The organism is Anaeromyxobacter paludicola (assembly GCF_023169965.1).
Lineage (GTDB): Bacteria > Myxococcota > Myxococcia > Myxococcales > Anaeromyxobacteraceae > Anaeromyxobacter_B > Anaeromyxobacter_B paludicola.
The window spans coordinates 2,210,533-2,227,640 of the sequence record NZ_AP025592.1 but is presented as its reverse complement, the minus strand read 5'-3'; the positions used below and the strand labels follow the sequence as shown (position 1 = coordinate 2,227,640).

Genomic DNA, 17,108 nt, shown 5'->3' with positions numbered 1-17,108 from the left:
ATGGCGATCACCCGGGATGCGAGCGGGATGGGCCGCCTGGCCGGGCGCGCGCTGCGCGGCGAGGGCGGCGGCGCGGCCGGGGCGGGGGACGCGCCGGCCCCCGTGGCGACCGGTCCCGGCCCGCGGCGCTCCGCGCTCCGCGACGCGCTCGCGCCGGCCGTGCGCGCGACGATCGTCACCCTGGTGCTCACGGGGCTGGCCTACCCGCTGGCCGTGACCGTGATCGCGCGGGGGCTCTTCCCGGCCCGGTCCGCCGGCAGCTTCGCCGCCGACGCCAGCGGGAAGGTGGTCGGGTCGGAGCTCCTGGCGCAGCCGTTCGCGCAGCCCGGGTACTTCCACCCGCGCCCGTCGGCCGCCGGCGACCGGGGCTACGACGCCGCCAGCTCCGGCGGCTCGAACCTGGGCCCCACCTCGAAGAAGCTGCGGGAGCAGGCCGCGCAGCGGGCCGAGGCGCTCACGAAGGAGAACCCGGAGGCCGCCGGGCCGGTGCCGGTCGAGCTCGTCACCGCGTCCGGGAGCGGCCTCGATCCCCACCTCTCGCCCGAGGCGGCGCTCTGGCAGGCGCCCCGGGTGGCGGCGGCCCGGCGCGTCTCGGTGGAGCGGATCCGGGCGCTGGTGGCCGACCTGACCGAGGGGCGGGCGCTGGGCGTGCTCGGGGAGCCGCGCGTGAACGTGCTCCTCCTGAACCTGGAATTGGATCGGCGCCTGGGGCCCGGCGCCGCAGGGAGGTAGCCATGGCGCAGCACATCGAGGGAGACCTGGGCCACGGAGGGCCGCTCGCCGGCGCGCGCGATCCGCGTCGGGAGGAGCTCGACCGGGCGCTGGCGCGGGCCCGCGGGGGCGCTCGCCCGCTGCTGGACCTCGCCGACGACGATCCCGCCCGGTGCGGGCTCCGCTGGGACCCGGAGGAGCTGCGCGAGGTGCTCGACGCCGCCCGCGCCGAGCCGCGCTGGGAGGGGCTCCGCGAGGCCCAGGAGGCGGTCGCCGGCTACCTGGCGGGCCGCGGCGCCGCGGTGTCTCCGGACCGGGTGCGCTTCGCCGCCTCTCCGGCGGCGGCGCTGGCGCTCGCGGTCACCGCCGCCCGCCCCGATCCGGCGCGGGAGGAGGTGCTCTGCCCGGTGCCCGCCTTCGCGCTCGAGCTCCCGGAGCACGTCCGCCCCCGCCCGTACCCGCTCCGCTACGACGGCGCCTGGCGCATCGACCGGCGCGCGCTGGCGCGGGGGATCACCGGGCGCACCGGGGCGGTCGTGCTGGGCAGCCCGGCCGAGCCCACCGGCGCCGTGCCGGACCGGGAGGACCTGGCGCTGCTCGAGGACCTGTGCCGGCGCGCCGAGGCCGCGCTGGTCGCCGACGAGCGCCGCGCCGACGAGGCGCTCGCGCCGGGCCCGAGCGTCGCCGGGCTGCGGGGGTGCCTCGCGTTCCACCTCGGCTCGCTCGCCGGCGCGTGCGGGAACCCGGGCACGGACATCGCCTGGATCGCGGCGGCCGGACCGGAGGCGCTCGCGGAGGCGGCGCTGGCGCGCGCCGCCGCGGTCCCCGGTCCGGCCCCCGATCCGGTGGCGCGACGGGCCGTCCCCGCGCTCCTCGGCCGGCGGGAGCGCTTCGCGCTCGCGCTCCGGGAACGGCTCTCGCGCAACCGCGCCGCGCTCGCGACCGCCGCCTTGCGGGAGGCCCCGTGGACCCTGCTGCAGGGCGGGGGCGGCCGCTGGGCGGTGCTGCAGATCGGCGCCGCGCAGGACGAGCACGCCCTGTGCCTGGAGCTGCTCGACCGCGGGGTGAGGGTCCTGCCGGGGTACCTCTTCGGCTTCGCCGGCAACGGGTTCCTGGCGGTGTCGCTGCTGCTCGACCCGCAGCGGTTCCGCGCCGGCCTGGAGGTGCTGGAGGAGCAGCTCCGGGACGGGCTCCTGGGGTGAGCGCCCGCGAAGATCCCGGCGCCGACGCCCCCCGCGCGAGCGCTCCGGGCCGAGCGCCCGCTTGCCCGCTCGCGGGTCGGGGCGCAGACTGACGGGAGCGGCCGGGGCGCCCCGGCCACGCCATGAACCCGCCCCGCCGCAAGAGCCCGCAGGACTTCCTCGAGCTGGTCGAGCGCGGCCGGCGCGGGCGGCTGAAGCTGTACCTCGGCTTCGCCGCCGGCGTGGGCAAGACGTGGCGGATGCTGGAGGAGGCCCACGCGCTGCGCCGGAGGGGCGTGGACGTGGTGGGCGCCCTCGTCGAGACCCACGGCCGCGCCGAGACCGCCGAGCTCATCGGCGACCTCGAGGTGGTCCCCCGCCGCAAGCTCGAGTACCGCGGCGTGACCGTGGAGGAGCTCGATCTGGCGGCGGTGCTCGCCCGCCGGCCCCAGGTGGCGCTGGTGGACGAGATCCCGCACACCAACGCGCCGGGCGCCAAGAACCGCAAGCGCTGGCAGGACGTGCTCGACCTCCTCGAGGCGGGGATCAACGTGATCGGCGCGCTCAACGTCCAGCACCTCGACAGCCTGAACGACCTCATCGCGCGCAACACCGGCGTCACCGTGCGCGAGACGGTGCCGGACGCCTTCCTCGAGCAGGCGGACCAGGTGGTGAACCTCGACCTCGCGGTGGAGGACCTCCTCGAGCGGCTCAAGGCCGGCAAGATCTACCCGGCCGAGAAGGTGAGCTGGGCGCTCGAGCACTTCTTCCGCGAGGGGAACCTCGCCACCCTGCGGGAGCTCTCGCTGCGCGAGGTGGCCGAGAGCCTCGACCGGACCGCCGCCGCCTCGCGGGAGGCGCGCCAGCAGCCGCAGCGCCGCGCCGGCAAGGTGATGGTCTGCATGTCGAGCGACCCGCCGCGGGCGGCCACGCTGCTCCGGCGCGGCTCGCGCATGGCGGGGCGGCTCGCCACCGACTGGTACGTGGTCTACGTGGAGACGCCGCGCGAGGGGCCCACGCGCATCGACGCCGAGGTGCAGCGCCACCTGCTCGCCAACGTCGAGAAGGCGCGCGAGCTCGGGGCCGAGGTGGTGCGGCTCAAGGCGTCGGACCCGGTGACGGCGCTGCTCGACTTCGCCCGGGCGCACGGGGTCTCGGACCTCATCGCCGGCCGCTCGAGCGAGGCGCGCTGGCGCCAGCTCCTCGGGATCTCGGTGCTGGGCCGGCTGCTGGCCGGCTCGGCCGGGCTCGACCTGCACGTCATCTCCTTCGAGGACGAGGAGCCGCGGCCGTGACCCTGCGCTCCAAGCTCCTCCTGGCGCAGGCGCCGCTCGTGGTGGTGCTGCTCGCGCTCGGGCTCACGACGCTGCGGACGACGGCGCTGCTGGGCCAGAGCTCGCAGGGGATCCTCAAGGACAACTACCGCTCGGTGCTGGCCGCCGAGGAGATGGCGGCGGCCTCGACCGAGCTCGACCGGACGGCCCTCTCGACCGCCCTCGGCGGCGCGGGCGAGCCGACGGAGCGGCGGGCCGAGGCGGCGCGCCGCTGCGAGGCCGCGCTCCTCGTGCAGGAGGGGAACGTCACCGAGCCCGGCGAGGCCGAGGCGACGCGGGCGCTCCGCCGGCACTGGACGGAGCTGCGCGACGCCGAGGCCGCGCTGCGCGCCGCCCCGGCCCCGGAGCGGCCGGGGCTGTACCTGGCGCGGCTGCAGCCCGCCGCCACCGCCTTCGGCCGCGACGTCGCCGAGGTGCTCGCGATCAACCAGGAGGGCATGCTGCGCAAGAGCGAGCGCGCCCGCCGCGAGGCCGACCGGAACAACCAGCTCGTCCTCGGCGCCACCGTGGGGGCGCTGCTCCTCGGGATCTTCGCCACCGCCACCCTGACCGCCCGGCTGCTGCGCCCGCTCTCGCTGCTCACCCACTCGGTCCGGCGCATCGGCGAGGGGGACCTGCAGGTGCGGGCGCGGGTCGAGGGGAACGACGAGATCGCGCAGCTGGCGCGCGAGTTCAACACCATGGCCGACCGGCTCGGGCAGTACCGCTCGAGCTCGCTCGGCGAGCTCCTCCAGGCGCAGCAGGCCGCCCAGGCCGCCATCGACAGCCTGCCCGACCCGGTGCTGGTGCTCGGGACCGACGGCGCCCTGGTGAACCTCAACGAGGCGGCCTCGACGGTGCTGCGCCTCGCGCCGGCCGCGCCCGCGGGCAGCCCCCTCGCCGGGCTCCCCCCGCCGCTGCGGGCGGTGGTGGACGCGGTGCGCGCGCACGTCGCCGGCGGCAAGGGGCCCTACGTGCCGAGGGGCTACGAGGAGGCGGTGCGGGTGGAGTCGCCGGAGGGCGACCGCCTGCTCCTGCCGCGCGCCACGCCGCTCTACTCCGAGGAGGGCGCGGTGGCCGGCGCCACGCTGGTGCTCCAGGACGTCACCCGGCTGATGCGCTTCGACGAGCTCAAGAACGACCTCGTCGCCACCGTGGCCCACGAGTTCCGCACGCCCATCACCTCGCTCCGCATGGCGATCCACCTCTGCGTCGAGGAGGTGGTCGGCCCGCTCACCGAGAAGCAGGCCGACCTGCTCCACGCGGCCCGCGAGGACTGCGAGCGGCTGCAGACCATCGTGGACGACCTGCTGGACCTCTCCCGGATCCAGGCCGGCCGGGTGGAGCTGCACCGGCGCCCGGTGGGCGCGGCCGCCCTGCTCGACGAGGCCGCGCGCGCCATGCGCCAGGCGGCGCAGGCGGCCGGGCTCGGGCTGACGGTGGAGGCCCCCGAGCCGCCGCTGACGCTCTCCGCCGACCCCGAGCGCGTCCAGCTCATCCTCGGCAACCTGGTCTCGAACGCCATCCGCTACACGCCGCCGGGCGGGACCATCGCGCTCTCGGTCGCCCCCGAGGACGGGCTGGCGCGGCTCCAGGTCAAGGACACCGGCGCGGGCATCCCGCGGGAGCACCAGGAGCGCATCTTCGAGAAGTTCTTCCGCGTGCCGGGCGACCGCTCCGGCGGCGTGGGGCTCGGCCTCTACATCGCCCGCGAGATCGTGCAGGCCCACGGCGGCGAGATGGGCGTGGAGAGCGAGCCCGGCCAGGGCTCCGCCTTCTGGTTCACCCTGCCGCTCGCTCGAGAGGGTTGACCAGGCCCCCCGCCCCGTCGCCGGGCTACCGCCCCCACTTCTTCCGCTTGCGCCAGAGCGTGGAGGCGTCGAGCCCCAGGATGCGGGCCGCCTCCTCCTGCGACGGCGCGCGGGCCAGCACGCGCAGGACGTGCTCCCGCTCGACCTCCTCGGCGGTGAAGTCGCCGCCCAGCGCGGGCGCCGGCGCGGCGTGCCCGGCGATCCGCTCCGGGAAGCTCTCCGGCTCGAGCACCTGCCCCGGCGAGACGATGAGGGCGCGCTCGATGGCGTTGCGCAGCTCGCGCACGTTCCCGGGCCAGGCGTAGGCGGAGAGGGCCTTCTCGGCCGCCGGCGAGAGCTCGGGCGTGGGCCGCCCCTCGGCCCGCGCGAAGAAGGCCACGAAGCGGCGCGCCAGCGGCAGGAGGTCCTCCGGGCGCTCGCGCAGCGGCGGCACCACGAGCTCCACCACGTCGAGCCGGTAGAGCAGGTCCTCCCGGAAGCGGCCGGCCTTCACCTCGGCCTGGAGGTCTCGGTTGGTGGCGGCCACGATGCGGACGTCGGCCGCCCGGGTCCGGTTCTCGCCCACCCGCTCGAACCGCTTCTCCTGCAGGAACCGGAGCAGCTTCGCCTGGAGCGTGGGCGGGATCTCGGAGATCTCGTCGAGGAACACGGTGCCGCCCTCGGCCGCCTCCACGCGGCCGGGCTGGTCGCGCACCGCGCCGGTGAAGGCGCCGCGGGCGTGGCCGAAGAGCTCGCTCGCGAGCAGCTCCTCGGAGAGGGTGGGGCAGTTCACGGTGACGAAGGGCCGCTCCCGCCGCGGGGAGAGGGCGTGCAGCGCCCGGGCCAGGACGCCCTTCCCGGTGCCGTTCTCGCCGCGCAGCAGCACCGCCGCCTCCGAGGCCGCGGCGCGCGAGAGCAGGTCGAGCGCGGCGCGCATCTTCGGCGAGGCGGTCTCGAGGGTGGCCTCAGGGGCCGCCTCCGCGAGCCGCGCCTCGAGGTCGAGCAGGCGGCGCTCGAGCGCCCGCCGGTGCGAGACGCGCTGCACCACCTCGCGGATCTGCGCCGGGGTGAACGGCTTCGGCAGGTAGTCGCGGGCGCCGCGGCGCACCGCCTCGACCGCGGTGTCGAAGGTGGCGTAGGCGGTGATGATCACCACGTCGAGCCCGGGGCGCTCGGCGAGCAGCCGGGGCAGGAGGTCGAGGCCGCTCTCGGCGCCGAGCCGGAGGTCGAGGAAGGCGAGGTCGATCGGCTCCTGCCGCAGCGCCTCCAGGGCGGCGTCGCCGCTCGCGGCCTGGCGCACGGCGCAGCCGAGCCCCTCGAGGCAGATGGCGAGGGTGGCGCGGATGTTCCGCTCGTCGTCGGCCACGAGCACCCGGAGGGAGGTGGCCTGCTGGGGCTCGGTCATCGGTGCTCCATCGCTGCCGCATGCAGTACCGCGCCGGGGTGGATCCTGCAAAACGCAAGGTGGGGCGCTGCTCATGGCGTCTCCCTGGGCCCGAAACGAGGCCGCGGGCTCCTGCGGCACGCACCCTGCACCGGACGGGCCGCTCCCCGCTCCCGAGGCCGCATGCCCCCTCGCCTGAAGCACCTCCTGTTCGGCGCCCCCCGCGACGTCTCCGACCCGAAGACCTACCACCACATCTCGCTGGTGGCGTTCCTGGCCTGGGTGGGGCTGGGCGCCGACGGGCTGTCCTCCTCGTCGTACGGCCCCGACGAGTCGTTCCGCGCGCTCGGGCAGCACCACTACCTCGCGGTCGGGCTGGCGCTCGCCACCGCGTTCACCGTCTTCATCATCTCCTACGCCTACTCGCGCATCGTCGAGCACTTCCCGTTCGGCGGCGGCGGGTACGTGGTGGCGTCGAAGCTGCTCGGCCCGCGCTTCGGCGTGGTCTCGGGCTCGGCGCTGCTCGTGGACTACGTCCTCACCATCAGCACCTCGATCGCGGCCGCGGCCGACGCCACCTTCAGCTTCCTGCCGCCGCAGTGGCACTGGGCCAAGCTCCCCATCGAGTTCGGCGCCATCGCCCTCCTCATGCTGCTCAACCTGCGGGGCATCAAGGAGTCGGTCACCGCGCTCGCGCCGATCTTCGTGGTCTTCCTCGTGACCCACGTGCTGCTCATCGGCGGCGCGCTGTTCCTCCGCGCCGGTGAGCTGCCCGCCGTGGCCGGCGAGGTGCGCCACGGCTTCTCGAGCGGGCTCGCCACCCTGGGCCTCGGCGGGATGGCCGCCCTCTTCCTGCGCGCCTACTCCATGGGCGCCGGGACCTACACCGGCATCGAGGCGGTCTCGAACGGCCTCCAGATCATGCGCGAGCCGAAGGTGCAGACCGCGCAGCGGACCATGGTGCTCATGGCGCTCTCCCTGGCGCTCACCGCCGGCGGCATCACCCTGGGCTACCTCCTCGTCCACGCCTCCCCGGTGGAGGGCAAGACCATGAACGCCGTGCTGGTGGAGCGGCTGACCGGCGGGTGGGGCACGCCGGGCCAGGCGTTCGTGTGGCTCACGCTGGCGGCGGAGACGGCGCTCCTCTTCGTGGCGGCGCAGGCCGGCTTCATCGACGGCCCGCGCGTGATGGCCAACATGGCCAACGACCGCTGGCTGCCCCGGCGCTTCGCGCTCCTCTCCGACCGGCTCTCGATGCAGGACGGCATCGTCCTCATCTCGGCCTGCTCGGCCCTGACCCTGCTCTACACGCGCGGCGACACCTCGACGCTCGTGCTCATGTACTCCATCAACGTGTTCCTCACCTTCTCGCTCTCCGAGCTCGGGATGGTGCGCTACTGGATCCGCGAGCGGGCGCGGTACCCGGACTGGAAGCGGCACATCCTCATCCACCTCATCGGCCTGGTGCTCTGCCTCTCGATCCTGGTGGTGAGCATCCTCGAGAAGTTCGCGGTGGGCGGCTCGATCACGCTCGTGGTCACGAGCCTGCTCATCGGCCTCTGCCTGCTCATCCGGCGCCACTACGAGTCGGTGCAGCACAACCTGCGGCGGCTCGACGAGGTGATGGAGGCGCTGCCGGCCTTCCCCGCCCGCGAGGAGCAGCCGCTCGACCCGAGGCAGCCCACCGCGGTGCTGCTGGTGGGGGGCTACGGCGGCCTCGGCATCCACCAGCTCCTCTCGGTGCAGCGCGTCTTCCCGAACCAGTACCGGCAGGTGCTCTTCGTGTCGGTGGGCGTCATCGACTCCGCCAGCATGAAGGGGGTGGAGGAGGTCGAGGAGGTGCGCCGCCGCACCGAGGAGAGCCTGCAGCGCTACGCCGGGCTGGCCCGCCGGCTCGGGATGACCGCCGGCTGGCGGATGTCGGTGGGCGTCGAGGCGGTCGGCGAGGCGGAGTCGCTCTGCGTCGCCATCGCCGGCGAGTTCCACCGCGCCGTCTTCTTCGCCGGGAAGCTCATCTTCGAGCGCGAGCGCTGGTACCAGCGCCTCCTGCACAACGACACCGCCTACGAGCTGCAGCGGCGGCTGCAGTTCGCCGGGCTCAACGCGGTGGTGCTGCCGGTCCGGATCCTCCAGCAGGAGCCGGTCACAGCCGCCGGTGCTGGAGCGAGGGCAGCTCCGCCCGAACCCGCAGGAGCCGCTCGCGGCTGACCCGGGCGACGCACACCCCCTCGCCGTCGGGGCAGCGCGCCAGCACCACGCCCCACGGATCCACGATCATGGCGTTGCCGTAGGTGACGCGCGTGGGGGAGTGGCGCCCCACCTGCGCCGGCGCGAGCACGTAGGCGAGGTTCTCGATGGCCCGGGCGCGGAGCAGGGGCTCCCAGTGGTCCTTGCCGGTGAAGAGCGTGAACGCGGCCGGCACCGTGAGCACCTCGGCCCCCATCGCCGAGAGCGCCCGGTAGAGCTCGGGGAAGCGCAGGTCGTAGCAGACCGTGAGCCCGATCCGCCCCAGCGCGGTCTCGGCGAGCACCGGCCGGTCGCCCGGCACCACGGTCTCCGATTCCGCGTAGCGGGCGCCGTCGGGGATGTTCACGTCGAAGAGGTGGATCTTGCGGTAGACCGCCGCGACGGCGCCGTCGTCGGCGACGAGCACGCTGGTGTTGGCGGTCTTGCCGGGGGCGTCCACCCGCTCGGCGATCGAGCCCGCGAGCACGAAGACGCGGCGTCGCCGCGCCAGCTCCTGGAGCGCGGCGACGGTGGGGCCGTCCACCGGCTCGGCCCCGGCGATCCGCTCCTGCTCGGGACCCATGAAGGCGAAGTTCTCGGGCAGCGCCACGAGCCGCGCGCCGAGGTCGGCCGCCTCCCCCGCGAGCCGGAGCGCGGTGTCGAGGTTCCGGCGGCGGTCGGGGCCGGAGGTCATCTGGACGGCGGCGGCGAGCCAGGAGGAGGACATGCCCCGAATCTCACCTCAGTGGCGCGCGCCGTGCAACGTGCCGTGGACGACCCCCTCGGCGGGATCGGCCCCCGCGGAAGGACCGGTGCTAGGATGGAAGCCCTCCGGATGAACCAGTTCTACACGACACACGAGGCGGCCCGGGTCCTCGGAGTCTCGCTCCCGACCGTGGTCAACTGGATCAAGGCCCGGCGGCTCAAGGCCCACCGGACGCCCGGCGGCCACCGCCGGATCGCGCGCGAGGATCTGGCCGGCTTCATGCTCCGGCAGGGGATCCCGCTCCCTCCCGAGCTCTCGGGCGCCGTGGCCGATCGGCGCAAGGCGCTGGTCATCGGCGAGCTCGGGCCGGTCCGCGAGGGGCTCGCCCGGCAGCTCGCCGCGGCCGGCTGGGATGTCGAGCAGGCCTCGCCCGGTTTCGCGGCAGGCGCCGCCGCGGCCCGCTACCAGCCCGACGCCGTGGTGGTGAGCGCCGGGGAGGACGGCGCCGCCGACGTGGTGGCCGACGTGCGCGCCGACCGGGAGCTCGCCGAGGCCAGGCTCGTCGCCATCTGTCACGCCGGCCTGGCCGAGCAGCTCGCCACCGCCGGCTGCGACGCGGTGCTGGCGCGCCCCCTCGCGAGCGGCGCCCTCGCCGAGCGGCTGGCCGCCCTCTTTGGCCCGGCCCCGGCGAGCCCCGCGGCTGCGCGGCGGGCCCGGCGCCAGTAGGATCCGAGCCGTGCCGACCCACCTCGCCCTCGCGGCGGCGCTGCTGGTCGCCGCGTCCGCCGGACCCGCCCGGGCCGACGCCGCCGCGCCCCGCGACGAGTCGCCGGCCGCGGCGCCGCGCCCCGCGCCCCGGCTCCCCCTCGCCTCGGCCAAGGCGGTCTCGCACTACCTCGCGGCGAGGAAGGCGGAGCTGGCGGGCGATCGGCAGGCGGCGCGCCGGGAGCTCGAGCTCGCCGCCGCCTACGACCCGCAGGACGCCCACCTCCGCGCCGCGCTCGCCGAGGCGCTGGCGCGCATCGACCGGCTCGACCTCGCGGAGGGCGAGGCCCGGCGCGCGCTCGAGCTCGACCCCGGCGGACCGGGCGCCGCCGAGGGGCACCTCGTGCTCGGCAAGCTCGCCATGCTCCGCGAGCAGAAGGACCGCGCGCTCTCCGAGCTGCGGGCCGCGGTCCGGATCGAGGCCGCCCTCGCCGAGGCGGCGCGGGCCGAGGTGGAGGGCACCGGGGAGGCGCCGGAGCCGCCGCGGCCGGAGGCGTTCCGGCTGCTCGCGCAGGTGGAGCTCGCGGCGGGCGAGGAGGCCGCGGCCGCGGCCACCCTCGATCGGCTCGGCGTGCTCGACCCGTCGCAGCCGAGCGGCCCCGCCGAGCTCGGGCGCGCGCTGTTCGAGCGGAAGGACTTCGCCGGCGCCGAGCGCTGGCTCTCGCGGGCGGTGGCGGCCTGGCCGCGCGACGTGGACTCCTGGCGCCGGCTCGCGGCGGCGCAGGAGTCGCGCCGGGAGGACCGCCAGGCGCGGACCTCGTGGGAGAAGGTGCTCGGCCTCGAGCCCGACGACCTCTCCGCGCTCTCGGCGCTGGGTCGGCTCTCGCTCGCCGCCGGGGACGCCGCCGGGGCCCGGGCCTACCACCGCCAGCTCCTCGGGCTCGCCCCCGACGACCCGGCGGCGCGGGTGGAGATCGCCTTCTCCTGGGCCGAGGCCCACCGGCCCGCCGACGGGCTCGCGCTCCTCGACGAGGCGGGGGAGCCGCCGCGGTCCGACGACGGCCGGGTGCCGTTCGCGCGCGCCACGCTCCTGCAGGGCCTGCGGCGCTGGGCCGACGCCGCCGCCGAGTACGGCCGGATCGGCGAGAAGGACGAGCTCTTCCCCGCGGCGCGGGCCTCGCAGGCGCTCTGCCTCTCCCGCGCCGGTCGCGCCCGCGACGCGCTCGCGACGCTCGCCCCCGCCCTCGCCGCCCGCCCCCGCGACGTCCGGCTCGAGACCATGCGCGCCTACGTCCTCACCCGCGCCGGGCGCGGCCTGGAGGCGGCCGCGGAGCTGGAGCGGTCCATCGCCGGCCGGCGGCGCGACGGGAGCGGGGAGGGGCTGGCCGACCTCTACGAGGCGCTCGGCTCGAGCCTGTCGAAGGCCGGCCGCACCCAGGACGCCCTCGCCGCGGTGCGCCGGGGGCTCGCCGTGACGCCGAAGGACGAGACCCTGCTCTACGCGCTCGGCGCCCTCACCGAGGACGCGGGCGACCCCGAGGGCGCGGTGGCCCTCATGCGCCAGCTCCTCGAGGTGAGCCCCGAGCACGCCGACGCGCTCAACTTCATCGCCTACAGCGAGGCCGAGCGGGGCGTGAAGCTCGACGAGGCGGCGCGGCTGGTCCGCCGCGCGCTCGAGCTGCGGCCCGAGAGCGGCGCCTTCCTCGACACGCTCGGCCTGGTCGAGCTGAAGCAGGGCGACCTCGCCCGGGCGGTGCCGACGCTCGAGCGGGCCGAGGCCCTCGCCGGGCCCGACGCCACCATCCTCGACCACCTCGGCGACGCCTACCGCGAGGCGGGGCGCCCGGTGGAGGCGGCCGCGGCCTGGCGCCGCTCGCTCGCGAGCTTCGACGGCGACGAGCACGACGAGGTGAAGCGCCGGGCCGCGGTGCAGCACAAGCTCTCGGAGCTCCGGGGCGCCGCGGGGCGCCCCTCGGCGGGCGCGCAATCCGTTGCCTTGCCGCCCGGGAACCGTTAGCGTCCGCCGCATGGCCGTCCCCACCTTCCCCGAGCCGTCCGTCGCCCGGCACGAGGAGGGGTTCCTCAAGTCGCGCGACCACCTCCGGCTCTTCTGGCAGCGCTTCACGCCCCCCGCCCCGCGGGCGACGGTGGCGCTGCTGCACGGGTACTGCGACCACTCCGGTCGCTACGCGGGGATGACCCGCGCCCTCTGCGCGGCCGGGCTCGAGGTGGCGCTGGTGGACTTCCGGGGCCACGGCCAGTCCGACGGCCGGCGGTCCCACGTGGACGCCTTCGGGGACTACCTCGACGACCTCGACGCCTTCCTCGCCCACGTCCGGGCCGCCGCCGGGGGCCGCCGGCTCTTCCTCGCCGGCCACAGCCAGGGGGCGCTCGTGGCGGCGCTCTGGGCGGTGGTGCGCGGCCGCGGGGGGGAGGGGCTCGGCGGGCTCGTCCTCTCGTCGCCCTACTTCCGGCTCGCCCTGACGCCGCCCTGGTACAAGGTCGCGGCGGCGCGGCTCCTCGACCACGCCCTGCCGTGGCTCCCGATGCAGACCGGGCTGCGCTTCCAGGACCTGACGAGCGACCCCGAGATGCAGGCCTGGACCCAGGCCGACCGGCTCTACGGCCGGGTGGCGACGCCGCGCTGGTTCGGCGAGTTCCAGAAGGCGCAGGCCGAGGTGCTGCGCCGCGCCGGCGAGCTCCGGGCGCCGCTCCTCGTGCTCGCCGCCGGCGCCGACGCCATCGCCGACCCCCGCGTGGCCGAGGAGTTCGTGGCCCGGGCCGGCTCGGCCGACAAGCGCTTCGAGCGGCTCGAGGGGATGCAGCACGAGATCTGGAACGAGCGGGAGCGGGCCCGCCCCATCGCCGAGGCGGTGGCCTGGGTCCGCGCCCGGGCGGAGGCGGAGGGCTGATGGAGCACGTCCCCCTCGACGCCATCGATCCCGAGGAGCCGTTCCGGCTGCGGGAGCCGGGGGACGTCACCGCCCTCGCCACCTCCATCGGCCGGCTCGGCCAGCTCTCGCCGGTGGAGCTGCGCCGCCACCCCCGGGCCGCCCGGGGCGAGGCCCGCTACCAGCTCGTCGCCGGCCACCGCCGGCTCGCGGCGGTGCGGCTGCTCCAGCGCGACCGCGTGCTGGCGCGCGTCCACCCGGACCTGACCGACCCGGAGGCCTGGGGGCTCGTCTGCGCCGGGGCGCTGCTGCAGGAGCCGCTCGGCGCCGCCGAGCTGGCGCTGCTGCGCGAGAAGGTCGCCCGCGTCCAGGTGGACTGGGCGCGGCCGCTCGTCGAGGCGGCCCTGGCCCGGCTCGCCCGCGGGCCCGACGAGCGGGCCGTGGCGGGGGACGCCGCCCGCATGGCCCAGCAGCTCTACGAAGTGAACCGCGCGCTCCACGCCGGGCTCGCCGGCTGGCGGGAGCTCCCGCCCGACGCCCGCGCGCAGGTGCTCGCACAGCTCCGCTTCTCGGCGGAGCTCCTGCCGTTCCTCGAGGAGAAGAAGGCATGAGCCTGGAAGTGGATCGCGCGCGGCTGCTCGAGCTGCTGCGCACCCTGTCGTTCGAGCGGCGCAAGGTGGTGCTCGCCTCCGGCAAGGAGAGCGACTTCTACATCGACTGCAAGCGCACCGCCCTCACCGCCGAGGGGCACGTGCTCGTGGGCCGGCTGCTGCTCGACCGGGTGCGGCGCCTCTCGCCCACGGTCCGCGGCGTCGGCGGGCTCACGCTCGGCGCCGACCCCATCGCCTCGGCGATCGCGTACACCTCGTTCCTCGAGCTCGAGCAGTGGCGAGCGCAGGGGCAGCCGGATGAGGCTGCCCCGGAGCGAGCGGGGGGTGCGGGGGGGCTTCATCCCCCCGCTCCGATCGACAGTTTCATCGTGCGCAAGGAGCCGAAGGGGCACGGGACCGGGCAGTGGATCGAGGGGCGCAAGACCATCCCCGACGGCAGCCGCGTGGCGGTGCTCGAGGACGTGGTGACGAGCGGCGGCTCGGCCAGGAAGGCCATCGAGCGCTGCCGCGAGGAGGGGCTCGAGGTGGTGGGCTGCTTCGCGCTCGTGGACCGGATGGAGGGCGGGCGCGAGGCCATCGAGGCGCTCGGCGTGACGCTCGACGCCCTCTTCACGCGCCGGGACTTCCTGCCGTGAGGGCCCTCGCCGCCGCCGCGCTGGCCCTGGTCCTCGCCGGCTGCCACTGGCACATCCCCAACATCGAGCGGAAGAAGGACGAGGGGCCGTGGGGCGCCGTCCGCGACCGCTGGTCGCGCCACGACGAGCTCTACGACCGGTTCGACACCCGCGCCTTCGCCGACGCCCTCTTCCTCGCGCCCGAGGTGCGGAGCGCGCGGGCCGATCGGGTGGCGGCCTGGAAGTCGATGACCCAGGCCGAGCGGAGCGCGCTCGCGTCCGACGAGCACGTCGAGGCGGAGGCCTACGACGACTTCGTCGTCGCGCTCTTCACGCCCGACAAGGGCGAGAACGACCTCGGGGACAAGAGGAGCCCCTGGCGCATCGCGCTCGTGCTGCCCGACGGCGAGGTGCTGCCCGATCGCGTGGACGAGCTCGACCCGGGCGCCTCGCCGCGGGCGCTCTACCCCTTCCTCGGCGACTTCCAGGTCCTCTACCGGGTCCGGTTCGTGCGCTTCACCGGCCGCGCCGCCCTCGAGACCATGCCGTTCAGCCTCCGGATCGCCGGCCCGAGCGGCAAGCTCGAGTTCCGCTGGGGGCCGCACGGCGCGACGCTGTGACCCCCGGGCCGGCCCCGGGCCTCAGTCGAGCTCGCCGGGGCGGACGACCGTGTCGTGCAGCTCGCGGTCGTCCGGCTTCGGGTGGTCGAGCAGGAAGTGCAGCCCGCGCGACTCCTTGCGGCGGCGGGCGCAGGCGACGATGAGCGCCGCCACGTCGGCGAGGTTGCGCAGCTCCACGAGGTCGGGCGTCAGCTTGTACTGCCAGTAGTAGTCGCGGATCTCGCCGCGGAGCAGCTCGAGCCGCGTGTGGGCGCGGGCGAGCCGCTTCTCGGTGCGGACGATCCCGACGTAGTTCCACATGAGCCGCCGCACCTCGTCCCAGTTCTGCGTGACCACCACGCCCTCGTCGGGATCGAGCGCGTCGCCCGGGTTCCAGGCCGGGACCCGCGCGGCGTCGGCGCCCCGGTCCTCCGGCCGCGCCGAGAGCGCGGCCCGGTGGCCGAACACCAGCCCCTCGAGCAGCGAGTTGGAGGCGAGCCGGTTGGCGCCGTGGAGCCCGGTGCAGGAGACCTCGCCGATGGCGAGCAGGCCCGGCAGCGAGGTCTGCCCCGCGAGGTCGGTGACCACGCCGCCGCAGAGGTAGTGGGCGGCCGGGACCACCGGGATGGGCTGCACCGCCATGTCGATCCCGAACTCGCGGCAGGTCGCGTAGATGTTCGGGAAGTGCTCGAGCAGGAAGTGCTTCGGCAGGTGCGTCATGTCGAGGAAGGCGCTCTCGTCGCCGCGCCGCTTCATCTCGGCGTCGATGCTGCGGGCGACGATGTCGCGCGGCGCGAGCTCCTTGCGCGGGTCGTAGCGCGCCATGAACGCCTCGCCCGCGCCGTTGCGCAGGATGCCGCCCTCGCCGCGCAGCGCCTCGGAGATGAGGAAGCTCTTGGCGAGCGGGTGGTAGAGGCAGGTCGGGTGGAACTGGAAGAACTCCATGTTCGCGACGTCGGCGCCGGCGCGCCACGCCATCGCCACCCCGTCGCCGGTCGCGACGTCGGGGTTGGAGGTGTAGAGGTAGACCTTGCCGGCGCCGCCGGTGGCGAGCACCGTCTGCCCCGCGATCACCGTCGAGACCTCGCCCGAGGCGCGGTCGAGCACGTAGGCCCCGAGCACGCGGTTCGCGCCGGGCAGGCCCAGCTTGGCGCTCGAGACGAGGTCCACCGCCACCTGGTCCTCGACGATCCGCACCCCGCGGGCGTCGCAGGCGGCGAGCAGGGCCCGCTCCACCTCCCGCCCGGTGGTGTCCTTGGCGTGCGCCACGCGGCGGCGGGAGTGGCCGCCCTCGCGCGTGAGGTGGAGGGCGCCCCCCTCCCGGTCGAGCTCGACGCCGAGCGAGAGCAGCCAGCGGATCCGCTCCGGGCCCTCGCGCACCGTCACCTCGACCGCGTCGCGGTGGCAGAGCCCCGCGCCGGCCACGAGCGTGTCGTCCACGTGCTTCTGGAAGTCGTCGTCCGGGCCGAGCACCGAGGCGATGCCGCCCTGCGCGTACTGGGTGGAGCCCTCGCTGCGGTGCCGCTTCGTGAGGACCAGCACCGAGCCGCGCCCCGCCGCCTCGAGGGCGAACGAGAGGCCGGCCACGCCTCCGCCGAGGACGAGGAAGTCGATCGTTTCTCGCGGCGCGAGTGGGGGCATGTAGGCATCCTCCGGCTCCCGCCCGGGGAGCGCGATGTTGAGTGGCGGTCCGGCCCTTGATAGCTTCAATCGGATGGGTCGGATCCGCCCACTTCTGGCCCTCTTGGGGCTGCTCGGCGCGGCGCGCGCGCGGGCGGCGCAGCCGTACGACGGAGTCTACTCGTACAAGGACTCGGACGGCGTCTACCATTTCAGCAACGCGCCCTCCGAGACCCAGTACCGGCCGGTGATCCGCGAGTACCGGCGCAACGGCGTGACCTACGTGACCATCGGGCCCAGGTCGCGCGGCGGGGTCGAGAAGGCGCGGCTCGTGTTCTCGAGCGCCGCCGCGAAGATCTACGAGCCCCTCATCGCCGCGGCCGCCGACAAGTACCGGCTCGCCCCGGCGCTCATCAAGGCGGTGATGTCGGTGGAGTCGGCCGGCAACCGCTACGCGCAGTCGGACAAGGGCGCCATGGGGCTCATGCAGCTCATGCCCGGCACCGCGCGCGACATGGCGGTGCGCGACGCCTGGGACCCGGGGCAGAACATCGAGGGCGGGGCGCGCTACCTGCGGCAGATGCTCGATCTGCACGGACAGGACCTCGAGAAGGCGCTCGCGGCGTACAATGCCGGCCCGCAGGCGGTGCGCCGGTCCGGCGGGGCGGTGCCGGCCATCCGCGAGACGCAGGAGTACGTCCGGCGCGTCCGGGAGCACTACGACCACTTCATCGCCGAGAGGTAGCTCGCACCGTGG

General features: G+C 75.7%; 15 protein-coding genes. 12 read left to right on the top strand and 3 right to left on the bottom strand.

Annotation, left to right across the window (positions count from 1 at the left end):
• The 4 genes from kdpC to AMPC_RS10230 all read left to right on the top strand — a co-directional run bounded on the left by kdpC (position 1) and on the right by AMPC_RS10230 (position 5,016).
• Entirely contained in the window at positions 1-732 is a 732-nt protein-coding gene (kdpC, locus tag AMPC_RS10245) for a potassium-transporting ATPase subunit KdpC (protein WP_248346163.1), read from the top strand.
• A 2-nt stretch (positions 733-734) separates the two neighbouring features.
• The gene (locus AMPC_RS10240; protein WP_248346161.1) at positions 735-1,913 is read left to right on the top strand and encodes a pyridoxal phosphate-dependent aminotransferase; all 1,179 of its coding nucleotides are present in this window, start codon (positions 735-737) and stop codon (positions 1,911-1,913) included.
• A gap of 122 nt (positions 1,914-2,035) precedes the next feature.
• Positions 2,036-3,187 (top strand): sensor protein KdpD, encoded by a 1,152-nt coding sequence (locus AMPC_RS10235; RefSeq protein ID WP_248346160.1) that lies wholly within the window; start codon positions 2,036-2,038, stop codon positions 3,185-3,187.
• Positions 3,184-5,016: a HAMP domain-containing sensor histidine kinase gene (locus AMPC_RS10230; protein WP_248346158.1), complete on the top strand. Its 1,833-nt coding sequence runs from the start codon at positions 3,184-3,186 to the stop codon at positions 5,014-5,016. The genes AMPC_RS10235 and AMPC_RS10230 overlap by 4 nt, the downstream gene beginning before the upstream one ends.
• A gap of 25 nt (positions 5,017-5,041) precedes the next feature.
• Here AMPC_RS10230 and AMPC_RS10225 read toward each other — a convergent pair whose 3' ends face one another.
• Positions 5,042-6,400: a sigma-54-dependent transcriptional regulator gene (locus tag AMPC_RS10225; protein ID WP_248346156.1), complete on the bottom strand. Its 1,359-nt coding sequence runs from the start codon at positions 6,398-6,400 to the stop codon at positions 5,042-5,044.
• Positions 6,401-6,562: 162 nt separating this feature from the next.
• On the opposite strand from AMPC_RS10225, the gene AMPC_RS10220 reads away from it, so the two are divergent.
• Positions 6,563-8,587 (top strand): APC family permease, encoded by a 2,025-nt coding sequence (locus AMPC_RS10220; protein ID WP_248346155.1) that lies wholly within the window; start codon positions 6,563-6,565, stop codon positions 8,585-8,587.
• On the opposite strand, the gene AMPC_RS10215 is transcribed toward AMPC_RS10220, so the two are convergent.
• A complete protein-coding gene (locus AMPC_RS10215) occupies positions 8,523-9,332 on the bottom strand; it encodes a carbon-nitrogen hydrolase family protein (protein WP_248346153.1) in 810 nt (269 codons plus the stop codon). The two genes, AMPC_RS10220 and AMPC_RS10215, sit on opposite strands and share 65 nt — an antisense overlap.
• A 93-nt stretch (positions 9,333-9,425) precedes the next feature.
• Here AMPC_RS10215 and AMPC_RS10210 point away from each other — a divergent pair, with 93 nt between their 5' ends.
• From AMPC_RS10210 to AMPC_RS10185, 6 genes are read left to right on the top strand one after another with little or no spacing between them, the layout of a single operon-like run.
• On the top strand, positions 9,426-10,037 hold the full coding sequence (locus AMPC_RS10210) for a MerR family transcriptional regulator (RefSeq protein ID WP_248346151.1): 612 nt from the start codon (positions 9,426-9,428) through the stop codon (positions 10,035-10,037).
• A gap of 10 nt (positions 10,038-10,047) precedes the next feature.
• Complete coding sequence (locus AMPC_RS10205; protein WP_248346149.1) at positions 10,048-12,033, top strand: tetratricopeptide repeat protein; 1,986 nt, start codon at positions 10,048-10,050, stop codon at positions 12,031-12,033.
• 10 nt (positions 12,034-12,043) lie between these two features.
• Positions 12,044-12,928 (top strand): alpha/beta hydrolase, encoded by an 885-nt coding sequence (locus AMPC_RS10200; RefSeq protein WP_248346147.1) that lies wholly within the window; start codon positions 12,044-12,046, stop codon positions 12,926-12,928.
• A complete protein-coding gene (locus AMPC_RS10195; protein ID WP_248346145.1) occupies positions 12,928-13,518 on the top strand; it encodes a ParB N-terminal domain-containing protein in 591 nt (196 codons plus the stop codon). The genes AMPC_RS10200 and AMPC_RS10195 overlap by 1 nt, the downstream gene beginning before the upstream one ends.
• Positions 13,515-14,153 (top strand): orotate phosphoribosyltransferase, encoded by a 639-nt coding sequence (locus AMPC_RS10190; RefSeq protein WP_248346143.1) that lies wholly within the window; start codon positions 13,515-13,517, stop codon positions 14,151-14,153. Before AMPC_RS10195 ends, AMPC_RS10190 begins: the two co-directional genes overlap by 4 nt.
• Positions 14,150-14,752: a hypothetical protein gene (locus tag AMPC_RS10185; RefSeq protein ID WP_248346142.1), complete on the top strand. Its 603-nt coding sequence runs from the start codon at positions 14,150-14,152 to the stop codon at positions 14,750-14,752. Before AMPC_RS10190 ends, AMPC_RS10185 begins: the two co-directional genes overlap by 4 nt.
• 21 nt (positions 14,753-14,773) lie before the next feature.
• On the opposite strand, the gene nadB is transcribed toward AMPC_RS10185, so the two are convergent.
• A complete protein-coding gene (nadB, locus tag AMPC_RS10180; RefSeq protein WP_248346140.1) occupies positions 14,774-16,372 on the bottom strand; it encodes an L-aspartate oxidase in 1,599 nt (532 codons plus the stop codon).
• 73 nt (positions 16,373-16,445) lie between these two features.
• Between nadB and AMPC_RS10175 the strand changes: the two genes are divergently transcribed.
• Positions 16,446-17,096 (top strand): lytic transglycosylase domain-containing protein, encoded by a 651-nt coding sequence (locus tag AMPC_RS10175; RefSeq protein ID WP_248346138.1) that lies wholly within the window; start codon positions 16,446-16,448, stop codon positions 17,094-17,096.
• Positions 17,097-17,108 lie beyond the last annotated feature (12 nt).